The following is a 21,498-nucleotide window of genomic DNA, read 5'->3' as shown; positions in this document are numbered from 1 at the left end:
ACACTCCTGCCCGATGAGACGTGGAATGAGCCTGTCCCAACGCCTGAGCATCACCCAGCCCATGCGGGTCTTCTGGATCACCTGGTTCGGTCAGCTCATCTCGCTCATCGGCTCCGGGCTCACCGCGTTCGGCGTGGGGGCGAAGGTGTTCATGGACACGCGGTCCACCACGCAGTACGCGCTGCTGTCCTTCTTCGCGTTCGCCCCCATGGTGCTGCTGTCCCCGTTCGCGGGCGCGCTGGTGGACCGCTGGGATCGCCGCCGCGCGATGCTGCTGGCGGACCTGGGCAACGGCTTCAGCACCCTGATCATCTTCGGCATGGTGCTCGCCAGCAACCGGGGCATGTTCACGCTGGAGCCCTGGCACTTCTACCTGCCCGTGGCCCTGGGGGCGTGCTTCGGCGCCTTCCGCTGGCCGGCCTTCTTCGCCACGGTGACGATGCTCGTGCCCAAGCAGCACCTGGGCCGCGCCAACGCGATGGCGGAGGTGGCCAACGGCGCCAGCCAGATTTTGTCCCCCATCGTCGCGGGCGCGCTCATCGAAGCCGTGGGCCTCATCGGCGTGCTGACGGTGGACGTCATCAGCTTCTCCTTCGCCGTCCTCACGCTGCTCATCGTCCGCTTCCCCCGTCCCACCGTGTCCGCGGAAGGGCAGCGCGGCAAGGGGTCGCTGCTGAAGGAGATGCTGCAGGGCTGGACCTTCATCCGCGCGCGCCCGGGCCTGCTGGGCCTGCTGGGCTTCACCGCCATGGCCTCGCTGTGCGTGTCCCTGGTGATGCTGCTCATCACCCCGCTGGTGCTGGGGTTCACGGACATCTCCACGCTGGGCATCATCGCGTCGGTGGCGGGCTCGGGCGCGCTGGTGGGCGCCATCACCATGGGCGTGTGGGGCGGCCCGAAGAACGCGCTCGTCGGCGTGCTCGGCTTCAGCCTGCTGTCGGGCGTGGTGCTGTTCATGGCCGCGCCCGTGCCCAGCGTCCCGCTGGTGGCCACCGCCGCCGCGCTCTACCTGTTCACCATGCCGCCGGTGATGGCGGGCAGTCAGGCCTTCTGGCAGCGCAAGATTCCGGCGGACCTCCAGGGTCGCGCGTCCGCGGTGAAGCGCATGGTGATCCTGTGCACTCCGCCCATCGCGGCCCTGCTGGCCGGGCCGCTCGCGGACGGCCTCTTCGAGCCAGCCATGGCGCCCGGTGGAGCGCTCGCCAGCACCATGGGGCGCCTGCTGGGCGTGGGCCCGGGGCGCGGCATCGCGGTCATCTTCATCGTCCTGGGGCTGCTGACCATCGCCAACGTCGTGGTGGCCTGGCTGAACCCGCGCGTGCGCTACCTGGACCGGGAGGTTCCGGACGCCCTTCCCGACCTGCCCGCCAGCCCGCCGCGGGACGTGGCCCCGGACGCGCCGACCGCACTCGCGAAATAAAACAACCCGGACGAGAAGGCCGTCACTCCCCCCGGAGCGACGGGCCTCCTGGCCCGGGTTCGTTGCTTCTGGCTCCAGCGGGAGCCGGCATTCGTGTTCGCGTCGAGTTCCCCCTCAGAAACTCAACGCTTCCCCCTTCTACATGCCGACCCCTGCTGTCTCCCCCCCGTTTCCCGCGCGTCCCCTGGTGGGCTAAAGAAGTCCCCCGACTCCTTTGACTCACCGTGTCGCTCGAGCGGGCCCCCCTGCTTCCCGTGCTGCGATGAAGAGACAGTACCGGGACCCCTCTTCCCAGGCTGTGAAGCGGCCCACAGCCTGAGTGTGAAGGCGTTCACACCCGCCGGACTTCTCCGCCCCGCCTGGATGGGAGCCTTCCCTACCTGCATCCAGGGAATCCGGGCACAATGGCGCCCCCCCATGTCCTACGCGCAGCTGCTGGCCGAGATCCCGATGTTTGAAAGCCTCGGCCGGGAGGACCTGGAGACCATGTCGTCGCTCCTCCAGCCCCGCCGCTTCGCGCGGGGGGAGGTCATCTTCCACCGGGGGGACGTGGGGACCGCGCTGTTCATCATCCGGCGCGGACAGGTGGCCATCCGGCTCTCCTCCAGCGAGGGGCGGGAGATCACCCTGGCGCTGCTGGACCGGGGGGACGCCTTCGGAGAGCTGTCGCTGCTGGACGGCGAGTCGCGCTCCACCGACGCGATGGCGCGCGAGGAGGCCCATCTCCTGACGCTCCAGCGCGACGACTTCCGCCGCTACCTGGAGACGCGCCCGCAGGTGAGCCTGGCGCTGCTGGCGAACATGAGCCGGCTGGTGCGGCGCACGACGCAGCTCGTGTACGACTCGGCCTTCCTGGATGCGCGCTCGCGGCTGGTGCGGGTGCTGCTGGAGCTGGCGAAGACGCAGGGACGCCAGGGCCCGGAGGGGCTGGTCATCACCCCGAAGCTCACGCAGTCGGAGCTCGCCAACCTCTGCGGCGTCACGCGCGAGAGCGTCAACAAGTGGCTGCGCTACTACGTGCGCGAGGGGATGCTGTCCTTCGAGGGCGGGCAGATCGTCCTGCTCCAGCCGGAGCGGCTGGGCCAGGACGCGGAGTAGCCGTCACCCTCCCCCGGCCGGCTCCCACCGCACGCGGAAGAGGGACAGCGGCTCCTCGCGCCCCTTCACCGTCACGGGGGCCAGGGGCTCCAGCGCGAAGGCGTCCGCGTCCAGCAGGGCGCGCGTGGCGTCCGTGAGGAGCACCTCGTCCGGGCGCGCGACGCCGCACACGCGGCTGGCGACGTTGGTGGCGTCCCCCACGGTGGCGTACTGGAGGTAGCGCTCCGAGCCGATGTTGCCCGCGGCCACCGGCCCCGAGTTGAGGCCGATGTGGACGTGGATTTCAGGCACGCCCTCGGCGCGCCAGCGCGCGTTGAGGTCCGCCAGCGCGCGCTGCATCTCCACCGCCGCGCGCACGGCCCGCTCCGCGTCGTCCGGCCGGGCGAAGGGGGCGCCCCACACCGCCATCAGCGCGTCGCCGATGTACTTCTCCAGCGTGCCCTCGTGGCGGAAGACGATGTCCGCCATCACCGGGAAGTACGCGTTGAGCATGTCCACCACCTGCCGGGGCTGGAGGCGGGAGGACATGGCGGTGAAGCCGGTGATGTCGGAGAAGAGGATGGTGACGTCCGCCTCGCGCACGTCCAGGGGAACGCCCCTCAGGGCCTTGAGCTGGCGCACGACGTCGGGCGGGAAGAAGCGCTGGTAGGCGTTTCGCAGCACCGCCTCCTCCTCCAGCCGCCGGGCCAGGTGCGCATGGTCCAGGGCGATGGCGGCCTGGTTGGCGAAGGCGGTGAGGAACTCCAGGTCCTCGTCGGTGAAGAGGCCGCCCTGCTTGAGGCTGTCCAGGTACAGCACGCCCAGCACGGTGTCGCGGGTGCGCAGGGGCACGCACAGCGAGGCGCGGATGGACTGGCGGAAGACGGAGTCGGAGGCCTGGAGGCGCGCGTCGTCGCGGGCGTCGGTGAAGAGCGCCGCCACGCCGCGCGAGTGCACGTAGTCCACGATGTGCTGGCTGTAGAAGCGCTCCGGCAGCGCCCCGCCCCGCACGCCCCGGGCCACGCGCGGCACCAGCTCCCCGGTGTCGCGGTCCACCAGCAGCACCGCCGCCCGGTCCACCGCCCATATCTGGAAGACGAGCTGGACGACGCGCTCCAGCAGCCCGTCCACCGGGCCCGGCGACGCGAGGATCTGCCCCACCTTGAGCAGCACCTGGAGCTTGTCGCGGGTGCGGTCCGGGGAGCGCGTTTCGAGCAGCGACTCCATGCCGCCCCCGGAGAAGCGCGTCTCCAGCGGCTGGGTGCGCAGCGGCCCCCACCCGTCCGGCAGCGGCGTGTCCGGGGAGACGAGCCGGAACCACACCTCGCCGCAGCGGAAGGACTGGCCGTGGCCCAGCTCCTGGCGCGTCACCCGGTGCGGGCCCACGAAGCTGCCGTTCTTGCTCTCCAGGTCCACCAGCACCACGCGCCCGCCCCGCCGCTCCAGGCGCGCGTGGCGCCGCGACAGGCTGGGGTGCGGCACGCGGATGCCGTTCTCTTCCGTGCGGCCGATGGTGGTGGTGCCCTCCGGCAACATCACCACCCGTTCATCCACCTGTCCTGGGTTGAGGATGAGGCGCATGCGCTGCCGCTCAGGAGGACGTGGACCAGGAGGGCCCCTTGGCCGTGAAGGCCTCCGGCCTGGGCGAGGGTGACTCCAGCACGGAGGGGGCCACCTGCTGGGCGGTGCCGGCCGAGGACGACGCGGACGCGCTGCCGTACCGGGCCACCACCTCGCGCACGACGAGCATCGCCGCGTCCGGGCCCGGCATGCGCCGCTCCCCCGCGGGGCGGCAGTCGAAGGCGGCGGCGAGCCGCGTGGCCAGCGCCTCACTCACCAGCACCTGGTCGCGCGTGGCCACGGTGGCCAGCCGGGCGGCGGTGTTCACCACGTCGCCCAGCACCGTGTGGTCCAACCGGCCGCGGCCCGTGGCGCCCACGTTGCCGGACACCACCGGGCCGGTGTCCACGCCCATGCAGACGCCGTGCGCGTACGGGGACGTGTCCCCCCCGCTCCACGCGAGCGCCTGGAGCCGCTGCTTCACCGCGAGGCAGGCGTCCAGCGCGCGCGCCACGTGCGCCTCCCCCTGGAAGACGGCCATCACCGCGTCGCCCAGGAACTTGTCCACCACGCCGCCGCGCGTCTCCAGCTCCGGGAGGATGACCTCGAAGTTGGCGTTGAGCCTTCGCAGCGCGGACTCCGCGGGGTGCTGGCGGGTGATGGCGGTGAAGCCCGCCACGTCCAGGAAGGCCACCGTGGCGTCCACCTGCTCGCCCGCGAGCGCGCCGGGGCCGCGCACCAACGGCAGCACGCGCTCCACGATGCCGCCGTGCACGAACATGCGCAAAAGCGCGTTCTCCTCCGTGGAGCGCACCGCGCGGCGCAGCTCCGCCACGTGGCGCACCGTCTTCGCGAGCGTGGACTCCAGGTCGTCCAGGTCCACCGGCTTGACCAGGAAGTCGAACGCGCCCCGGTTCATCGCCGTGCGCAGGTTGGGCATGTCGCCGTACGCGGAGACGATGACCACCTTCACCAGCGGATCCACCTCGCCCACGCGCGACAGGAAGGTGAGCCCGTCCATGCGCGGCATGTTGATGTCGCACAGCACCGCGTGCGTGTCCGGGTGCGCGCGCAGCACCTCCAGCGCCTCTTCGCCATCGCGCGCGAAGACGAAGGTGTAGACGCCGTCGCGCACGTGCTTGCGGAAGCGCTGGCGCATCAGCACCTCCACGTCCGGCTCGTCGTCCACCACCAGCACCTTGGCCGGCTGCGCGGCCCGCCCCGCCTCCACCAGCGCGACGAAGGAGGCGGCCAATTCGCGCGCGGAGCTGAAGCGCTGCTCCGGCTTCGGGTGCAGCGCGCGCTGGAAGAAGGCGTCCCCGGCCGCGCCCAGCTCCGGCACGAGCTGGGAGACGGCCACGGAGGGCGGATGGAAGACGCCGCGCAGCAGGCCTCCCACGGATTCGGGGCCGTAGGGGAACTGGCCGGTGAGGGCGCGGTAGAGCACCACCGCGAAGGACCAGAGGTCGGCGCGGGCGTCCAGGTCCGGATCCGCGCGCAGCTGCTCCGGGCTCATGTAGCGCAGCGTGCCGGTGAGCCCATCCGCCTGCGAGTCCCCCGCGCCTTCGGGGCGGACGAGGGCGCGCGCGAGCCCGAAGTCGAGCACCTTCACCACCTCCTCCCCGTCCACATGGGCAAGGAAGAGGTTGGCGGGCTTGAGGTCGCGGTGCACGAGGCCCGCCGCGTGCGCCGCCGCCAGCGCGCGGGCCACCGGCGTGACGAGCGCGGCCACGGTGGCCGGGGACAGGCGTCCGCGCTGCGTCAGCCGCGTCTCCAGGTCCTCGCCCTCCAGCAGCTCCATGACGATGTACGGCACGCCGCCGTCCACGCCGGAGTCATGCACCTGCACCACGTGCGGGTGGCGCAAGCGGGCCACGGCCTGCGCCTCCTGTTCGAAGAGGCGGTGGGCCTCCGGCGTGCGGGCCACGACCTCCGACGCGATGAGCTTGAGGGCCACGTGCCGCTGAAGTTGCAGGTCGACGGCCAGCCAGATGGCACCCATGCCACCGCCGCCAATCCTGCGCTCCAGCGCGTACCTGCCGCCCAGCGGGCGCCCGGTGTCCATCGGCCCTGTGTCTCCGTTTCCGGGAGCGGCCACCACCGCCCTCGCGAAGCCGGGAATGATGGCACACCTGGAGCGGGCCGGGCGGCACCATTGCGCCCGCACGCCTGTTCGCTCCACTGCGGGTACGGGGAGCAGGGATGCCCCGTGTCACGCGCGCGTCAACGACTCCACGAGTCGGGGCAGCACGTCGCCCGCCCGCGCCTCCACGCGCACATCCGCGAGGCTGTCGCCCCGGCTCTCCCCCAGGTTGAGGATGCCGATGGGCACGTGGCGTTCGGCCGCGCGGGTGACGAAGCGGAAGCCGGAGTAGACCGTGAGGGATGAGCCCACCACGAGCAGCGCGTCGCCTTCCTCCAGGAGCGCGAACGCGTCCTGCACCAGCGGCGCCGCGACGTTGTCCCCGAAGAACACCACGTCCGGCTTCAGCGTCCCACCGCACCGGGTGCACGCGGGGACGCGGAAGTCCGCCACGGCCTCCGGCGGCAGCTCCGCGTCACCGTCCGGCCGCAGCTCCACGACGGTGTGCGCGAAGTCCGGGTTGAGGCCCAGCATCCGCGCCTGCACCGACGCGCGGGGCTCCTGCGCCTGGCAGGCCAGACAGCGCACCCGCGACAGCGCGCCGTGCAGTTCGAGCACGCGCTCGCTGCCCGCCGCGTGGTGCAGGCCGTCCACGTTCTGGGTGATGAGGCCCGGCGTCACGCCCGACCTCTCCAGCGCCGCCAGCGCGAAGTGGGCGTCGTTGGGACGGGCGGAGGTGAAGCGCGGCCAGCCCAGCAGGCTGCGCGCCCAGTAGCGCGCGCGCACCTCCGGGCGCTGGAGGAACTCCCGGTGCTGGATGGGGTTGCGCACCTTGTGGCGCGTCTCCGGGCCGCGATAGTCGGGGATGCCGGACTCGGTGCTGCAACCGGCCCCGGTGAGCACGACGACGCGGCGCCCGCGCAGGAGCGAGGCCAGGGCTTCCACGCCCGCTTCGGGCGGAAGGGCGGCGACCGGCGGAGCGTCGGAGAGCGTCATGCGCCCCAGCCTATAACGCGGGCCCTCCACGCCCGCCCGTCGTCCCCTCCACCGCTGAACAGAGGGGGACGGCCCGGCAACGCCCCCGGGGCCCTCAACGGTCGACCACCTTCGCGGAGGGGTCCGCGTCCCTGGGCGTGGCCATGGCCGCCTTGAGGGTCCGCTGCGCGGAGGCTGGCAGCCGGGCAATCCACCGGTCCATCGCCTGGCGCAGCTCCGGGACGGAGGACTCCTCGTCGGGCAGCGCGGCGGCCTCCTGGCGGGCCTCGGCCGCGAGCCGCAGGGCGCGGGGCGGGTCCTCCTTCGCCTCCCACAGCGCGCGGGCCAGCATGTACCGCGCGGCGGGGCGCTCGGCGGGCCGGGGCCGGGCGCGCTCCCACCCCGCGACGGCCTTCTCCAGCGGGACCAGCGCCTCCCGCGGACGGCCCAGCACCATGTAGGTGCGCCCCACGTCCACCAGCGCCCCCGTCCAGCCGCCGTTCACGTCATCCGGCAGCGACGTCTGGAGCGTGGCCGCGCGCAGGAAGTACGGCAGCGCCGCCTCCGGCTGGTTGCGGTAGCTGAGCGTCTGGCCCATGCCCCGGAGCACCAGCGCCAGCGTGGGGTGGTCCGGGCCCAGGCTGCGCTCCACCTGCGTGAGCGCCGTGGAGAAGCGCTGCGTGGCCTCCTCCAGGCGGCCCATGTGCACCAGCAGCGTGCCGATGTTGTTGACGATGATGGCCACCGTGGAGCTGTCGCGGCCCTCGGCGCGCTCGGCGATGCGCAGCGCGCGTTCGTACAGGGGCAGCGCCTCCTCGCGACTGCCCTGGTACTGCAGCGCCAGCGCCAGGCTGTTGAGCGCGTCCGCCACCTGGGGATGGTCCTGCCCCAGCGAGCGCTCCAGGAGCGCCAGCGCGCCCCGGGCCAGCCGCTCCGACTGCACGAAGTCCCCCTGCTGCCAGCGCGCGCTCGCCTGCTCCAGGCGGATGCGCGCCACGTCCGGATGTTCGGGCCCCAGCGCGCCGCGCACGGTGCCGATGGCGCGCTCGTACAGCGCCAGGGCCTCCTCCGCCCTTCCCTGCGAGCGGCGCACGGTGCCCAGCTCCACGCGCACGTCCGCGACCTCCAGCGCCTCCGGGCCGAAGCGCTTCTCCAGGAAGGACAGCGCGCGCGTGAGCTGCTCGTGGGCCTCCGGGTAGCGCCCCTGGCGCGACAACAGGCGGCCCAGGTTCGCCGCCAACGCGCCGCTCAGCTCTCCGCTGCCGCCCAGCCGCTCCACCGCCGCGCTGGCGCGCTCTCCGGCCTGCTGCCCCTGCACGTACCTGTCCAGCCGCTCCCCCGTCACGCGCACGGCCAGGGTCCACGCCCGGGCGGCGGCTTCGTCGTTGCGGCCTGCCTCCGCGGCCCACGCGGCCTGGCGCACCGTCTGCTCCGCGCCCCGGTAGTCCCCGGCCCCGTCCTTCAGCTCCGCGAGCAGCAGCAGCGCGTCCGCGGCGCCGGCCCAGTCCCCGGCGGCGCGCGCGGCCTGGGCCACCGGCTCCACCCTGGCCACGCCCTGCGAATAGCGTCCGGCGGCGCGCAGGGCCCTGGCGTCCACCAGCGCCTGGAGCAGCGCGACGGTGCGCTCGCGCGCGGCGGCGTCATCCGGGCTGGAGTGGCCCCGGGACGTCAGCGCCTCCACGTCCGAACAGCCCGCCAGCGGCGCCAGCCCCTCCACCGCCCGGGGCGCGCGCTCCACGAGGTCCGCGTCCGCCTGGGTGAACAGCTGCGTGAGCGCGGCCACGTCCGCGAGCCGCGCGTCCAGGCAGCGCATGCGCAGCGCCATCACCGCCTCGCTCTGCTCGCCCCGCACGCGCGTGGCCTCGCACGCCGCCGTGCGCGTCGTCACCCAGGCGGCGGTGTACGCGTCCAGCCCGCGCCGCACGTGGCGCAGGGCATCGTGCGCGAAGCGGCGCTCCGTGCCGATGAAGGCCACGTCCACCGCGTGCTGGCGCTGGGCGTCCCAGACCCCCTCCAGCGCGCGCGAGGCCCCCTCGCAGCCGGTGGCCTTGCGGCCGTGGAGCGCGCCCGTGACGGCCACCGCCGACAGCAGCAGCAGCGCCCCACCGCCCAGGCGCAGCCGCCGCGTCCGGCGCGCGGTGGGGTTGGACTCCAGCTCCGCGATGAGGGCCTCCATGGACGCGTGCCGGTCCTCGGGCCGCACCGACAGGCCCTTGAGCAGCACCCGGCGCAGCCACTGCGGCACGCCCGAATGCCGGGGCACGTTCTTCACCCGCCCCGCGTGCACCGCCTGGGACAGCTCCTCCACCGTGGAGCCCGCGAAGGGGCGCTCCCCATAGAGGCCCTCGTAGAGCGCGGCGCAGAAGCCGAACTGGTCGCTGAGCGCGTCGGTGCGCTCCTCGGGCGGGAACTGCTCCGGGGCCATGTACGCGGGCGTGCCGCCCTCCATGGCGCGGGGCCGCGCGAAGCCTCCGGGCGTCACCGGCGGGGCCACCACGCCGGACATGATGCGCGACAGGCCGAAGTCGGTGACGCGCACGCGCTTGTCCTGGCCGACGAGGATGTTCTCCGGCTTCACGTCCCCGTGCACCACACCCACCGCGTGCGCCGCGGCGAGCCCCCGCCCCGCCGCGACGAAGATGTCCACCACCTGGCGCCACGGGTGCGGGCCGTCCTGCTCCCACTTGCGCAGCGTGTGCGCGTCCACCAGCTCCATGGCCAGGAAGACCTGCCGGCCGAACGTCCCCACGTCGAAGACGGAGACGACGTGCGGATGGGACACGCGGGCCATGGCCTGCGCCTCACGCAGCACCTGGTTGCGGCCAGCCTCCGCGCCTAGCCCCAGCGCCTCCACCTGCAGCAGCTTGAGCGCGACGCGCCGGTCCAGCTCCGGATCATACGCCGCGTACACGACGCTCATCCCGCCCACGCCGAGCATCTCCAGGATGAGGTAGCGCCCCACCGCCGTGCCCCGCGCGAGCGGAGGCGTGGGCAGGCGCATGCGCGGCTTCCTCCCCCGCCAGGGCTCCACGGCCACCGTCGCCATCTGGCTGCCGAGCACGTCCTCCTCCGGCGCCGCCTCGGGCGTGACGGGAGGCTGCACCTTCAGCGCCTCGGACACCATGCGCCGGCAGGAGGGACAGGTGTCCAGGTGCTCATCCACGACGGAGGCCCGCGCGGGCGACAACGTCCCGAGCAGGAGGTCCATGAACGTGGGTTCGTCGAGGCAGGCGAGGGGCATGGAGGGCACGGGGATGGAGGCAGCACACCAGGAGTCACGGCCCCCGTCGAGTCACCCCCAGGACTGTTTTCCCAGTTCAGGGGCTGCCTGCTCGGGGGGAGGGACGTCGGTTCGCGAACGCACACGCGCTCCCGGGTTGAGCCCCCCGGGCGTTTCTGGAAGCGTCCGGGCATGCGGCGCCTTCGACGTCTCGGATGGGCCGGGCTCTTGTCCCTGGCACTGCACGTCGTCGTGCTGCTGCTGCTGTGGAAGGCGGGCCCCGCGCCAGCGTCGCGGACCGCGCGGGCACGCGCGAAGGCCCTGGAGGTGGAGCTCTTCTTTCCGCCACCGCCGCCTGGCCCTCCTCCGCCAGCGTCCCAGCCACCCGCCCCTCCGCCACAGCCCTCGGAACCGCGCCCCCGGCCTCCCGCTGCCTCGGCGAGCCGGGAACCTTCGCCCGCTCAGCCTCCGGAGCCCGCACCGCCTCCGCCGGTCGCGACGCGCGAGCCCCCCGCGTCTCTTGAGCCGCCTCCACGCACGCCCGAACCCGACGCAGTGGCGCGGGAGCCATCCCCCGGCTCGGATCGCCCCGCGATGGACGTGCCCCGGGCTCCGGGCCCCCTGCCCCCGAACCTGCTGCCGCCTCCGGGTTCGAGCGGTGGGGTGATCATCACCACGCCGGAGAACTCACGGGGCGGAGGCCGCACGCTGCGGCCCGGCGACCCAAGCCTGTCGCCCCAGGCCCTCGCCGCCGAGGAACAGGCGCGGGTGTCGGAGCGGGTGCAGGGCTTCGTCGATGACCGCCGCGCGCGCGACCGCGTGGAGACCGGCCGCATCCACCCGTACTTCAGCAAGCTGCGCGCGAAGCTGGAGCGGCAGATGGACGAACCGCCGCTCTTCGACATGCCCAGCCTGCCCCGGCAGTTGCTGTACTCCTGGGCCGACAAGGCCCGTCAGTTCGGCGCCACGGGCTCTCCCGGCGCCGTGCCCCCATCCCGTGCGGCCCCCAAGCCGGGCGAGCTGCTCGCGCAGCGCGCCCGGAACAACCCCGAGTTCGACCGCCTGCGCGCCCTCTCCCAGGCCGGCGACGAGCTCCAGTCCTTCGCCCACGGCGTCAGCACCCTGAAGCTGGTCGTCACGCTGGAGCTGCTCCAGGGCCCCGACGGCACGCTGCGCGAGGTGAAGCTCGTGAGCCGCAGCGGCAACCCCGCCTACGACGACTACGTGCTCCAGTCCGTGCCCGCCGCGCTCGCCAAGACGCCCCCGCCCCCCGACGACGCCATGGGCGTGCACCCGGACGGCATCCGCACCTTGTGGGCCGTGGAGGGCCGCGTCGTCTACGTGCGCAAGCTGCGCGACATGAAGGGCACGGACACCGCGTACCTCGCCGCCGCGGCCGCCGTGGGCGTGCTCGCCGGCGGGTTCGAGGAGACCACCGGTGAGGTCTACGTCATCGACGTGCGCAACCCGCACTTCGAATGCCGCTCCCGCCTGCTGCGCGTCTATTGAGCCGGGCTCAGGGCGTGAACGCCTGGGGCCACCGCACCCCGCCGCCCAGGGGCAGCAGCGCCTCCGCCACGTCGAGCAGCGCCCCGTCCGCCCACCGCCGCCCCACGAGCTGCGCCCCCACCGGCAGCCCCGACGCCGTGCGCCCCAGGGGGATGACCACCACGGGGTTGCCCGTCGCGTTGAACAGGCTGGTGAACCCGCCCAGCACCTCCAGGTAGCTGCCGGGGACGCCATCCACGTCCACGGGGGTCCCGAACGGCGTGTGCTCGATGGCGGCGGTCATCGACACCGGCACCATCCACGCGTCCCAGCCGGACAGGAAGCGCTCCAGCTTGACGATGTGCGCGTCGCGCCGGCTCAGCGTCTCCCCCATCCCCGTCAGGTCCAGGTGCGTGCCCTTCAGGATGGCCTTCGCCAGCAGGTCGTCCGGGAACGCGCGGAACGGGCTCCGGAAGCCCTCGCGCAGCTCCGGAGGCAGGGGCGCGCCCACGATTCCCCCTTCCAGCAGGCCCCACACCTCCAGCAGGTCCGCGAAGTCCTGCGACGCGGGCGCGGTCTGCTCCACGACGACCCCCTCCGCGCGGGCGGCGTCGGCGAAGCGCTGGAAGAGCTGTCGCGTCTCGCGGTCGGCGCGGAACGGCCCCAGCGTGTCCACCCACGCCAGCCGCAGCCCCTTCAACGCCCGGGGCAGCGCGGCCCCCAGCGGCGGGACGGGCGGCACCTCCGGGTTGCGCAGGTCCGCGCCTTCGATGAGGGACAGGATGAGCCGCAGGTCCGCCACCGAGCGCGCCAGCGGCCCCGAGCACGCCATGTGGCGCACGTGGCGAGGCCCGTCAGGCATGTCGGGGATGTGGCCCGCGTTGGAGACGCGCAGCTCCGTGGGCTTGATGCTGACGATGCCGCAGAAGTGCGCCGGCAGCCGGACGGAGCCGCCGATGTCGCTGCCCACGTCGAACGGGGTGAGGCCCGCCGCGACCGCCGCGGACGCCCCACCGCTGGAGCCGCCCGGCGTGCGCGCCAGGTCGTGCGGGTTGTGGGCCCGCCCCAGCAGCGGCCCGTGCGTCTGGTAGTCCGCCGCGAACGGCGGCAGGTTCGTCTTGCCCAGGAGGATGGCGCCCGCGGCCTTGAGCCGGGCCACCACGGTGGCGTCCTCGGCGGGCACGTACTCCGCCAGCATCGGATGGCCGGACGTCGTGCGCACGTCCGCGGTGCTGAACGTGTCCTTCATCGTGAAGGGCACGCCGTGCAGCGGGCCCCACGACTCGCCACGGGCGAGCGCCGCGTCCGCCTCCTTGGCGCGCTCCCGGGCCCGGGCCTCATCCCACGTCACCACGGCGTTGAGGGCGGGGTTGTGCTCGCGGGCCCGGGACAGGAAGGCGTCCACCACCTCCACGGCACTGACGCGGCGCTCGCGGAGGGCAGCGGCCAGCTCCGTCGTCGTGAGGGAAACAAGCCCTGGCGCTCCACCCGAAATCCCGGCCCCTTGCGGCGTGACGGAAGACTTCATGTGCATACCCTCCCCCAGGCAACCTCCCCCTTTCTAACAGCTCCCGGACTACCTGGCAGGCAGGGCCGGGGTCACGACGTAGGCGGTCGCGCTCGGGGCCACCTTCACGCGCGGTGGGCGCCGCTGCTCCTCGAAGAAGCGGTAGCCGGGCTCCAGGCCCCGCCAGAAGGCCCGCCGCGCATCCGTGGCGTCCACCGCCGCGTCCAGCGCCGCCAGCCCCGCCGCGTCCAGCCTGCGGGGGAAGATGTGCACCGGCACGTCGCGCCCCATGCGGGCCCGAGCCTCGGACACCAGGACGTACAGCGCCTCGATGGGCCCGTCCTCCATCGCCAGGCAGCCGATGCTCACACAGTTGCCGTGGATGTAGATGTCGCCCCCCGGCTCCGCGGCGCCCAGCTTCCGGTCGAGCGCGTTCGGATAGCTCACGCGCATCGACAGGTGGTAGGCGCTCCACGGGTTGAAGAGGTCCACCGTGTAGAAGCCCTCCGGGACCTGCGAGTCGCCCATGGCGCGCTTGGGGCCCACGTCGCCGGACGCGGCGCAGATGGGATACGTGCGCACCTTCACCAGCGGCTTGCCCCGGGGGCCGGCCCAGACCTCCAGCTCGCGCTCCACCTTGAAGGCCCGCAGGTAGAGCTCCTCCGGCGGCCAGGACAGCCCCGCGTCCCGGAACGCCTGGACGAGGGCGGCCGTCTGGTGCTTCCGGGCCACGGCGACGCGGTCCTTCGCGTGCGCGCACAGCGAGGCCAACAGGACACCCCACACCACCAGGACCTTCATGGACGAACCCCTCCTTCCCGAGGGCTCCTTGGACCCCGGCCGGCGTCAAGCCGGTCCATGGGCAGGGGCGGAAGGCGAACAGGCTACAGGGAGGGCCCCACCCCTGGCCCCCTGCTCCCCAAGCTGCTAGCAAGCGGTACGTGGGTTTCCTGGATGGCGTTCAGCGCGACGGCGATGGAAATCAGGGCCTGCCCGGTGTTCTCATCTCCAACGTGCATCATGGCGAGCAGGGGCCGCCGGTGTGCGCTACGACTGAAGCTCCCCGCCCCGTGCCGTTCCGGCCTTTTGCCTAAGAATGAATGACTCCCTCGAGACCCTCCTCGCCGACGGCATCATTGACGCCGTCATCGGCCAGCTGAAGACGGGCAAGGAGGCAGAGGTGTGGCTTGTCCAGCACGCCGGCCAGGTGGTCGCCGCGAAGCTGTACAAGGAGCGCCACGAGCGCAACTTCCGCAACAACTCCGGCTACAAGGAAGGCCGCGAGGTGCGCAACTCGCGCACCCGCCGCGCCATGGAGAAGGGCAGCCGCTTCGGGCAGGCCGCCGCGGAAGAGGCGTGGAAGAACGCGGAGGCGGACTCGCTGTACAAGCTGCACGCCCAGGGCGTGCGGGTCCCCACTCCCGTGTTGTTCTACGAAGGCATCCTCCTGATGGAGCTGGTGCTGGACGAGCAGGGCCAGCCGGCGCCCCGCCTGGTGGAAGCCCCGCCCCTCACCCCCGAGGACGCCGAGGCCTGCTACCTGGACCTGCGTGGCCAAGTGATTCGCACCTTGTGCGCGGACCTCATCCACGGAGACCTGTCGCCCTACAACATCCTGATGAGCGGGATGGGGCCGACGCTCATCGACTTTCCGCAGACGGTGGCGGCGGCGCGCAACAGCCAGGCGGAGTTCTACTTCCGCCGCGACCTGGACAACGTGCGGGAGTTCCTGACGGGCATCTCGCCCCGGCTGGCGAGCCGCGCGGGGGACACGGGCGAAATCTGGAACGCGTATGTGCGTCGCGACCTGACGCCGGAGTTCACGCCGTCGGGCACGTTCCGTGAGGCCCCGCGCCGCCAGGGCGCACAGGGCCGGCCGGGCCCCCGGATGGAGCGCTTCGGGCAGGAGGGGCGCGGCGACTTCCGCGCGGCCTCGGCGCCCGTGGCGGCCCCGGTGGTCCTCGAGGAGGGCGTGAGCGCGGAGGAGGCGGAGCTGCGCGCGCTGGAGGCGCTGGTGTTGCGCCAGGGTGGCGGCGAGCGCGGTCGTCCGGTCGTCACGTCGAGCCCTCGCGATGGACGCCGTCGGGGTGGCTTCGGTGGCAAGCCGCCGCCGCGCACGGGCAGCGCGCCCCGGCCCGGGAACGCCGGGCCGCAGCAGGGCGCCGCGGCGAAGCCCCAGCAGGGTGGCGGCAATGGCCGGCCCGGCGGGAACAACGGGCGGCCACAGCAGGCAGGCCCGCGAGGCGGAGCCCCCGTGGCTCAGGGCGCGAATGCAGCGCCGGCGGCATCGGGCGATGCGCGCATGAATGGTCGGCCGCCGCAGGGCGGAGGGCCGCGCAATGGCAACCCGCGAGGCGGCCCGAACGAGCCGCGCCGCGATGGGCGACCTCCCCGGCAGCAGAACGGCGAGCCGCGCATGAACGGCGCACCGGCTCAGCCGCACGGCGATGCGCGCATGGGCGGTGCCCAGCAGAGCGGCGAGCCGCGCATGAATGGCCGGCCGCAGAACGGTGAGCCTCGCTCGAACGGCGCCCAGCAGAATGGTGATGCCCGCTCGAATGGCCGGCAGCAGAACGGCGAGCCGCGCTCGAACGGTGCCCAGCACGGCGACGCCCGGATGAATGGCCGACCGCAGCAGAATGGTGAAGCCCGAGCCAACGGGCGGCCGCAGCAGAACGGCGAGCCGCGCTCGAACGGTCGCCACCACCAGAGCGGCGAAGGTCACACCAACGGCTCGCAGCAGAACGGTGAGCCGCGCATGAACGGCCGCCACCATCAGAGCGGCGAAGGCCACACGAACGGCTCGCAGCAGGGTGGTGAGCCCCGCATGAATGGCCGCCACCCGCAGAACGGTGAGGCACGGACGAACGGCTCGCAGCAGAACGATGAGCCGCGCTCGAACGGTCGCCATCCACAGAGCGGTGAGGCGCGGACGAACGGCTCGCAGCAGAACGGTGAGCCTCGCTCGAACGGCCGCCATCCGCCGAGCGGTGAAGCACGGGCGAACGGCCCACAGCAGAACGGCGCGCCGCGTTCGAACGGTCGCCACCCGCAGAACGGTGAAGCACGGGCGAACGGCACCCAGCAGAACGGCGAGCCGCGCTCGAACGGCCGGCCGCAGCAGGGCGAGCCTCGTTCAAACGGCGGCCAGCAGAACGGCGAGCCGCGCATGAACGGCCGGGCACCCCAGAATGGCGACTCCCGGAGTGAGGGACAGCCCTCGCAGAACGGCGAGCCGCGCATGAACGGCCGTCCCCCGCAGAACGGCGAGCCGCGCGCCAACGGGGGTCGCCCGCCCCGGGGTCAGCGTCCTCAGAACCCGGAGACCGGTGACGCGTCCTTCGCTCCGCCCCCAAGCGGCGGGAACGGCCGTGCCCAGAACCCGGACAACCGCCGGCAGCGCGCGCGCGATGGCGAAGCCCCCGCGATGAACCGGGAGCCCCGCCAGGAAGCCGCGCCGCGGCAGGACGAACGCGCCCCGGAGGCAGGTCCCCGGGAAGGGCGTGGCAACGCGCCCCGGATGCCGCGTCAGGCCCAGGAGCGTGGCGCCGGACGTCCCGCGCGAGGCGCCTCTCCCCAGGTCAGCTACGTGGGCCGCTCACCCGCGTCCGCTTCGTCCAACCGGGGTCCCGAAACGGGCTCGTCGTCCTCGTCCTGAAGGTGACGGGCGGCGCGGGGCGCCCACTTCAGCGCCCCGCCCTCGCCTACTCCGTCCGAGCCACCGGCTCCCGCGCCAGCTCCTCGCGGAAGAAGCGGCTGCCCTTCGCGAGCGTCGCCATGTACGGCCGCACGTCCTCGCGGGCCTCCGCGCCCAGCGCCGCGAACGGCGTCACGTGCGCGTCCGGCACGTAGCGGAACGTCAGGTTGATGCGCCGCGTGCGGAAGTCCGGCAGCTCCGGCGGCATGACGTGCCCGGCGCGCGTGTCCACCCGCTGCACCCGGTGGAACGTCTGCTCCTTCCACTGCGCCCCCCCGAAGAGCTGCAGCGACCCGTCATCCAACCACTGCTCCAGCACCACCCCGTCGCGCTCGCCGGGCCGCGACGACGTGACGAACTGGATGAGGGCGCGCTCGCCCAGCGACAGCGACGCCACCGGGCCCGGCTCGAAGTCCTTGTGCTCACCCACGCGCGCCGTGTCCACCCAGCGCCCGTCCTCCAGCCGGCTGCCGTAGAAGTTCACCAGGCAGGTGTTGAGGTGCCAGCCCTGCGGCATGTCGGGGCCCCGGAACATCCGCCGCGCCAGCGCCTCCACCTTCACGACCTGCCGCTCCAGCACCGCCGGGAAGGGCTCCGCCTTCACGCAGCGGTCCTTCACCCCCTTGGGCGGGCGGTAGTAGTCCAGGCACGCGAACTGCCAGTTGCCCAGCCAGTACACCGGCCGCAACAGCCGCCGCTGCGACTGGCCCTCCGGCGGCGGGAAGTGCTTCGAATAGCGCTCCTCCCACAGCGGGTGCAGCGTGCCCAGCCACCCGAGGATCTCCGCGCGGTCCGCCGCCGCCAGGAAGCTCGCGTTGTAGTGGTGGCCGGGGGTGCGCTGGGCCGCCTTGCGCGCCAGCGGCGAGCCCGGCCCCCTGCGGGGAGTGAAGGTCATGCGCGTCCCTTATGCCTCGGAGACGGCGACGTCGAGCGCCAGCTCGATCATCTCGTCGAACGTCGTCTGCCGGTCCTCGGGGGACAGGTGCTCGTTGGTGAGGATGTGGTCCGACACCGTGAGCAGGCCCAGCGCCCGCGCGCCGAACTGCGCCGCCACGCCGTACAGGCCGGCGATCTCCATCTCCACCGCCAGGATGCCCATGCGCGCAAGCGTCGCGTTGAGCTCTTCCTGCGGGTGGTAGAACAGGTCCGACGTGAACACCGACCCCACGCGCACGGGCTTGTTGCGCTTCTCCGCCGCCTCCACCGCGCGCCGCGCCAGCGTGAAGTCCGCCACCGCCGGGAAGTCGTGGCCCATCGCCCGCATGCGGTTCACGTTGGAGTCGGTGCCCGCGGCCAGCGCCACGATGACGTCGCGCAGCTTCACGTCCGTGCGCAGCGCCCCGCAGCTGCCCACGCGGATGAGCACGCGCGCGCCATACGTCCGCACCAGCTCCGTCGCGTAGATGGAGATGGAGGGCACGCCCATGCCGTGCCCCATCACCGACAGCCGCTTGCCCCGGAAGGTGCCGGTGAAGCCCAGCATGTTGCGCACCGACGTCACGGCGCGCGCCCCTTCCAGGAAGCGCTCGGAGATGTAGCGGGCGCGCAGCGGGTCTCCCGGCATGAGGACCACTTCGGCGAAGTCACCCGGGGAGGCGGAGATGTGCGGAGTTGCCATGGAGCGTGAGGCCTTTCAGCGCGCGGTCGACAGACCGGACGGGGCGCCCGTCGGTCCCGCCACCGGGGTGGGGAGGGCCGGCGCGGCGGGAGTACAGGGGTTGGGCAGCTTGCCTGAAGCCTCGGGCGCCGTGTTCACCAAAGCGGGGGCCTGCGTCTGCGGGGGCAGCCGGCGCGGCGGAAGCTGCACGGGCGGTGGAATGGGGCAGTGCGTGCAGGGCCCCTTGAGCGGAATCACCAGCCGCCGGCCAAGGCTCAGGAACGTGTTGCGCATCCGGTTGGCCTTCTTGATGGCCACCACGCTGGAGTTGTGCCGCAGCGCGATGCCGCCCAGCGTGTCCCCGTTGCGCACCCGGTACATCATGAGGTTCTGGTCCGGCTGGAGCGCCAGCAGCGGCGCCACCCGGCGGCCCAGCTCCTGCGCGCGCGCGTTGAAGAAGCGGACGTGGAAGTGGTCGCGGTGCCGGCGCGCGTGCTTGATGACGGAGTTGAAGCCCGCGTTGAACAGCGAGTCGAGCCACGCCTTGTCCTCGCCAATGCCCAGCGCGTAGTCGTACAGGACCTTCTGGACGCGCTTGTCCACGAGGATCAACTGCACGTCGGTGTTCGTCACCAGCGAGCGCACCAGCGCCCAGTTCATGGCCACGTCGATGTAGCGCTCGCGCTCGCGCTCCCGCACCGGCTCCGCCGTCGGGTAGTAGAAGCCCAGGTCCACGTCCCGGCCGTTCTGGTGGCTCTTGTGCGGACGCATGTAGCCGCCGTCCTTGGTGGACAGCCGGTTGACGCGCAGCGGGGGCACGTTCGGGTACTGCTCACGCACCGCGCGGATGGCGGCCATCACGTAGTTGACGGTCTCCTCGGTGCCCCAGGCGCTCTCCGGCGACACCACCATCCAGTCCTTGTCGTCCGGGACGCGGTGGCTGTTGAGCTGCCGGCCGCTCTCCACGAAGCCAATGGACATGGAGCCCAGCGTGGCCGGGTCCTTCTTCCACGCCTCGGCCAGCGCCTCGTCGGACAGGTCTGCCGTGTACAGGGGCCCCGCGGGCGCGGCGGGCGCGAGCGGCGCCTGCAGCTCGCCCTCCTCGCTCACGCCTTCGTCCTCGGTGGCCACGGAAGCGTCGTCGTCCTCCTCCTCGGCCTCCGTCCCCACGGGGCACGGGTTGTCGCGCATCGCGGCGTCGGTGACGACGGCGGCGACCTCCGCCGGGGACGGCATCGCGGTGGGCGCGGCGGACACGCTCGCGGGCGCCACGACCTGGGTCCCCTCCTTCGCCGGGACTGGGGCCGGAGCCTGCGCACCGGTGGGCGCGGGCGCCGGGGCCGAGGGAGCCTCGCCGGGTGGCGCGGCCTGCGTCGGAGCCGGGGCGGACGCCGGAACGGGGGTGACGACACGCGCGGCACAGCCGACGCAGCACAGGAGGATCAGGAGTGAGGAACGCACCGGGCCGAAGGATGGCCCGAGAAAGCCCACTCCACAAAGCGCCGACCGCGATTTTGACTCTGCGTACGCACCCCTGCCTGCCTGCTCCAATCCCTTCAGCCAGGCGAAACGGGACTCTCCAGAAGCAGCGAAGCGCGCCGGGGCGTCAGCACGTCGAACGGCAGCCGCCGCCCACCGCCCATGGACAACACCCGCTTGTCCTTGCTCACCAGCCACGCCGCCCCCACGCGCGCGGCCAGCACCAGGAACTTCTGATCATCCCGGTCCCGGCACACGGGCAGCTCCACCACCGCGTCCCCTGCTTCCGAGCACCGCGTCAGCGCGCCATACCGCTCGCGCACCGCCTGCTGCGCCTCCGCCGTCAGCGCGAACGAACGGTAGGCCAGCACCAGCTCCAGCTCCCGCAGCGTGTGCCGGTCCACCCACGCCGTCAGCGCCCCCGCGAGCAGCGCCTCCTTCAACGGTCGCGCGAACGCGTCGTCGTAGACGAACAGGTCCAGCACCACGTTGGTGTCCAGCACCACCGAACGAACATCAGGCCCAGCGGAAGGAGTGCTCACGGAAGCAGAACTTTCCGCCAGCAGCGCCGCCAATTCAACACGCTCGCCGAGCAGTCAATCACAATACACGGCGCGTTCATGGCGAAAACCTGGAATAAAGGACAAAGATGTTTCCTGTCGTTCCCCTCCCCCGCCGGTTCCTGCCGGTGAAAGGTCTGTCCATGAACGCCTCCCCCCGTTCGCTGTGTCTGACGTTGTTGAGCGCGGCCGCCCTGCTGGGTGGCTGCGGTGGTGAGCAGCTCCCTGAGCCCGTCGGCGAGGGCGTCGTCGTGCCGCCCGTCCAGTCAGAGGTTGCCAGCGAAGGGGTGACCGCGAGCGCCGCGTACTGCGATGACGTGACGACGTGGGACCCGGCGTGGGTGGCGCTGGAGAACGAAGTGCTGACGCTCATCAACCAGCGCCGCGCGGCGGGGGCCACCTGTGGCGGCGTGGCGAAGCCGGCGGTGGCGGCGCTCACGCTCGACACGAAGCTGCGCTGTGCGTCGCGCAAGCACTCCAAGGACATGGGCACCAACAACTTCTTCAGCCACACGGGCACTGGCGGCACCACGCCGTGGCAGCGCATGGCGTCCGCCGGCTACACCTACCGCTCGGCCGCGGAGAACATCGCCGCGGGCTACGGCACCGCGGCGGCGGTGGTGAACGGCTGGATGACCAGCACGGGCCACTGCAACAACATCATGAATGGCGGGCTCAAGCAGGTGGGCATCGGCTACTTCAACGGGCCGTCCAGCACCTACCGCTCCTACTGGACGCAGGACTTCGGCACGCCGTAGTCACCAGCACCGGGCCGCCGTCCCGCGTTCAGGGGCGGCGGCTCCTCATGGCGCCATCCAGCGTGGCGCTCGCGGGG

Annotated in this window: 15 protein-coding genes; 5 read left to right on the top strand and 10 right to left on the bottom strand. The window is 72.7% G+C overall.

All coding sequences use genetic code 11. From position 1 onward, the window contains the following. The first annotated feature begins 25 nt into the window (after window positions 1-25). Both OV207_RS16455 and OV207_RS16450 read left to right on the top strand, forming a co-directional pair. Complete coding sequence (locus OV207_RS16455) at window positions 26-1,420, top strand: MFS transporter (RefSeq protein ID WP_267556145.1); 1,395 nt, start codon at window positions 26-28, stop codon at window positions 1,418-1,420. A gap of 417 nt (window positions 1,421-1,837) precedes the next feature. After that, window positions 1,838-2,518, top strand: coding sequence for a Crp/Fnr family transcriptional regulator (locus OV207_RS16450; RefSeq protein ID WP_120540318.1), 681 nt, complete (start codon window positions 1,838-1,840; stop codon window positions 2,516-2,518). A 3-nt stretch (window positions 2,519-2,521) separates the two neighbouring features. Here the strand turns inward: OV207_RS16450 and OV207_RS16445 are convergent, their stop codons facing one another. The 4 genes from OV207_RS16445 to OV207_RS16430 all read right to left on the bottom strand — a co-directional run bounded on the left by OV207_RS16445 (window position 2,522) and on the right by OV207_RS16430 (window position 10,323). Next, window positions 2,522-4,078 carry an adenylate/guanylate cyclase domain-containing protein gene (locus tag OV207_RS16445; RefSeq protein ID WP_267556144.1) on the bottom strand — a complete coding sequence of 519 codons (1,557 nt, stop codon included), beginning with the start codon at window positions 4,076-4,078 and terminating at the stop codon, window positions 2,522-2,524. 10 nt (window positions 4,079-4,088) lie between these two features. Beyond that, window positions 4,089-6,122: a protein kinase domain-containing protein gene (locus OV207_RS16440; protein ID WP_267556143.1), complete on the bottom strand. Its 2,034-nt coding sequence runs from the start codon at window positions 6,120-6,122 to the stop codon at window positions 4,089-4,091. Between the two features lie 147 nt (window positions 6,123-6,269). Next, window positions 6,270-7,136: an NAD-dependent protein deacetylase gene (locus tag OV207_RS16435; RefSeq protein WP_193428417.1), complete on the bottom strand. Its 867-nt coding sequence runs from the start codon at window positions 7,134-7,136 to the stop codon at window positions 6,270-6,272. A 94-nt stretch (window positions 7,137-7,230) separates the two neighbouring features. Continuing rightward, the gene (locus OV207_RS16430) at window positions 7,231-10,323 is read right to left on the bottom strand and encodes a tetratricopeptide repeat protein (protein ID WP_267556142.1); all 3,093 of its coding nucleotides are present in this window, start codon (window positions 10,321-10,323) and stop codon (window positions 7,231-7,233) included. Between the two features lie 606 nt (window positions 10,324-10,929). On the opposite strand from OV207_RS16430, the gene OV207_RS16425 reads away from it, so the two are divergent. After that, complete coding sequence (locus OV207_RS16425; protein ID WP_267556141.1) at window positions 10,930-11,844, top strand: TonB C-terminal domain-containing protein; 915 nt, start codon at window positions 10,930-10,932, stop codon at window positions 11,842-11,844. Window positions 11,845-11,851: 7 nt separating this feature from the next. Here OV207_RS16425 and OV207_RS16420 read toward each other — a convergent pair whose 3' ends face one another. Together OV207_RS16420 and OV207_RS16415 are read right to left on the bottom strand one after the other, a co-directional pair. After that, entirely contained in the window at window positions 11,852-13,351 is a 1,500-nt protein-coding gene (locus tag OV207_RS16420; protein WP_267556140.1) for an amidase, read from the bottom strand. A gap of 48 nt (window positions 13,352-13,399) precedes the next feature. Next, window positions 13,400-14,131, bottom strand: coding sequence for a L,D-transpeptidase family protein (locus tag OV207_RS16415; protein WP_193428420.1), 732 nt, complete (start codon window positions 14,129-14,131; stop codon window positions 13,400-13,402). Window positions 14,132-14,426: 295 nt separating this feature from the next. On the opposite strand from OV207_RS16415, the gene OV207_RS16410 reads away from it, so the two are divergent. After that, window positions 14,427-16,988: an RIO1 family regulatory kinase/ATPase gene (locus OV207_RS16410; protein WP_267556139.1), complete on the top strand. Its 2,562-nt coding sequence runs from the start codon at window positions 14,427-14,429 to the stop codon at window positions 16,986-16,988. A gap of 46 nt (window positions 16,989-17,034) precedes the next feature. On the opposite strand, the gene OV207_RS16405 is transcribed toward OV207_RS16410, so the two are convergent. The 4 genes from OV207_RS16405 to OV207_RS16390 all read right to left on the bottom strand — a co-directional run bounded on the left by OV207_RS16405 (window position 17,035) and on the right by OV207_RS16390 (window position 20,645). Further along, a complete protein-coding gene (locus OV207_RS16405; protein ID WP_193428422.1) occupies window positions 17,035-17,922 on the bottom strand; it encodes an alpha-ketoglutarate-dependent dioxygenase AlkB in 888 nt (295 codons plus the stop codon). Between the two features lie 9 nt (window positions 17,923-17,931). Continuing rightward, on the bottom strand, window positions 17,932-18,645 hold the full coding sequence (gene deoD / locus OV207_RS16400) for a purine-nucleoside phosphorylase (RefSeq protein WP_193428423.1): 714 nt from the start codon (window positions 18,643-18,645) through the stop codon (window positions 17,932-17,934). 15 nt (window positions 18,646-18,660) lie between these two features. Beyond that, a complete protein-coding gene (locus OV207_RS16395) occupies window positions 18,661-19,896 on the bottom strand; it encodes a LysM peptidoglycan-binding domain-containing protein (RefSeq protein WP_267556138.1) in 1,236 nt (411 codons plus the stop codon). A 284-nt stretch (window positions 19,897-20,180) separates the two neighbouring features. After that, window positions 20,181-20,645: a putative toxin-antitoxin system toxin component, PIN family gene (locus OV207_RS16390; RefSeq protein WP_267556137.1), complete on the bottom strand. Its 465-nt coding sequence runs from the start codon at window positions 20,643-20,645 to the stop codon at window positions 20,181-20,183. 161 nt (window positions 20,646-20,806) lie between these two features. On the opposite strand from OV207_RS16390, the gene OV207_RS16385 reads away from it, so the two are divergent. Further along, window positions 20,807-21,421, top strand: a complete 615-nt coding sequence (locus OV207_RS16385; RefSeq protein ID WP_193428425.1) for a CAP domain-containing protein — start codon at window positions 20,807-20,809, stop codon at window positions 21,419-21,421. Window positions 21,422-21,498 lie beyond the last annotated feature (77 nt).

The organism is Corallococcus sp. BB11-1 (assembly GCF_026626625.1).
GTDB lineage: Bacteria > Myxococcota > Myxococcia > Myxococcales > Myxococcaceae > Corallococcus > Corallococcus soli.
The sequence above is the reverse complement of the archived record's forward strand: the minus strand, read 5'-3'. Positions and strand labels throughout refer to the sequence as shown.

Excerpts from the sequence above, each read along its gene's own strand:
- OV207_RS16410 (WP_267556139.1), top strand. The coding sequence starts at position 14,427 with ATGAATGACTCCCTCGAGACCCTCCTCGCCGACGGCATCATTGACGCC.
- OV207_RS16420 (WP_267556140.1), bottom strand. The coding sequence starts at position 13,351 with ATGAAGTCTTCCGTCACGCCGCAAGGGGCCGGGATTTCGGGTGGAGCG.
- OV207_RS16445 (WP_267556144.1), bottom strand. The coding sequence starts at position 4,078 with ATGCGCCTCATCCTCAACCCAGGACAGGTGGATGAACGGGTGGTGATG.
- OV207_RS16430 (WP_267556142.1), bottom strand. The coding sequence starts at position 10,323 with ATGGACCTCCTGCTCGGGACGTTGTCGCCCGCGCGGGCCTCCGTCGTG.
- OV207_RS16450 (WP_120540318.1), top strand. The coding sequence starts at position 1,838 with ATGTCCTACGCGCAGCTGCTGGCCGAGATCCCGATGTTTGAAAGCCTC.
- OV207_RS16385 (WP_193428425.1), top strand. The coding sequence starts at position 20,807 with ATGAACGCCTCCCCCCGTTCGCTGTGTCTGACGTTGTTGAGCGCGGCC.
- OV207_RS16405 (WP_193428422.1), bottom strand. The coding sequence starts at position 17,922 with ATGACCTTCACTCCCCGCAGGGGGCCGGGCTCGCCGCTGGCGCGCAAG.
- deoD (WP_193428423.1), bottom strand. The coding sequence starts at position 18,645 with ATGGCAACTCCGCACATCTCCGCCTCCCCGGGTGACTTCGCCGAAGTG.
- OV207_RS16435 (WP_193428417.1), bottom strand. The coding sequence starts at position 7,136 with ATGACGCTCTCCGACGCTCCGCCGGTCGCCGCCCTTCCGCCCGAAGCG.
- OV207_RS16425 (WP_267556141.1), top strand. The coding sequence starts at position 10,930 with ATGGACGTGCCCCGGGCTCCGGGCCCCCTGCCCCCGAACCTGCTGCCG.
- OV207_RS16440 (WP_267556143.1), bottom strand. The coding sequence starts at position 6,122 with ATGGACACCGGGCGCCCGCTGGGCGGCAGGTACGCGCTGGAGCGCAGG.
- OV207_RS16455 (WP_267556145.1), top strand. The coding sequence starts at position 26 with ATGAGCCTGTCCCAACGCCTGAGCATCACCCAGCCCATGCGGGTCTTC.
- OV207_RS16415 (WP_193428420.1), bottom strand. The coding sequence starts at position 14,131 with ATGAAGGTCCTGGTGGTGTGGGGTGTCCTGTTGGCCTCGCTGTGCGCG.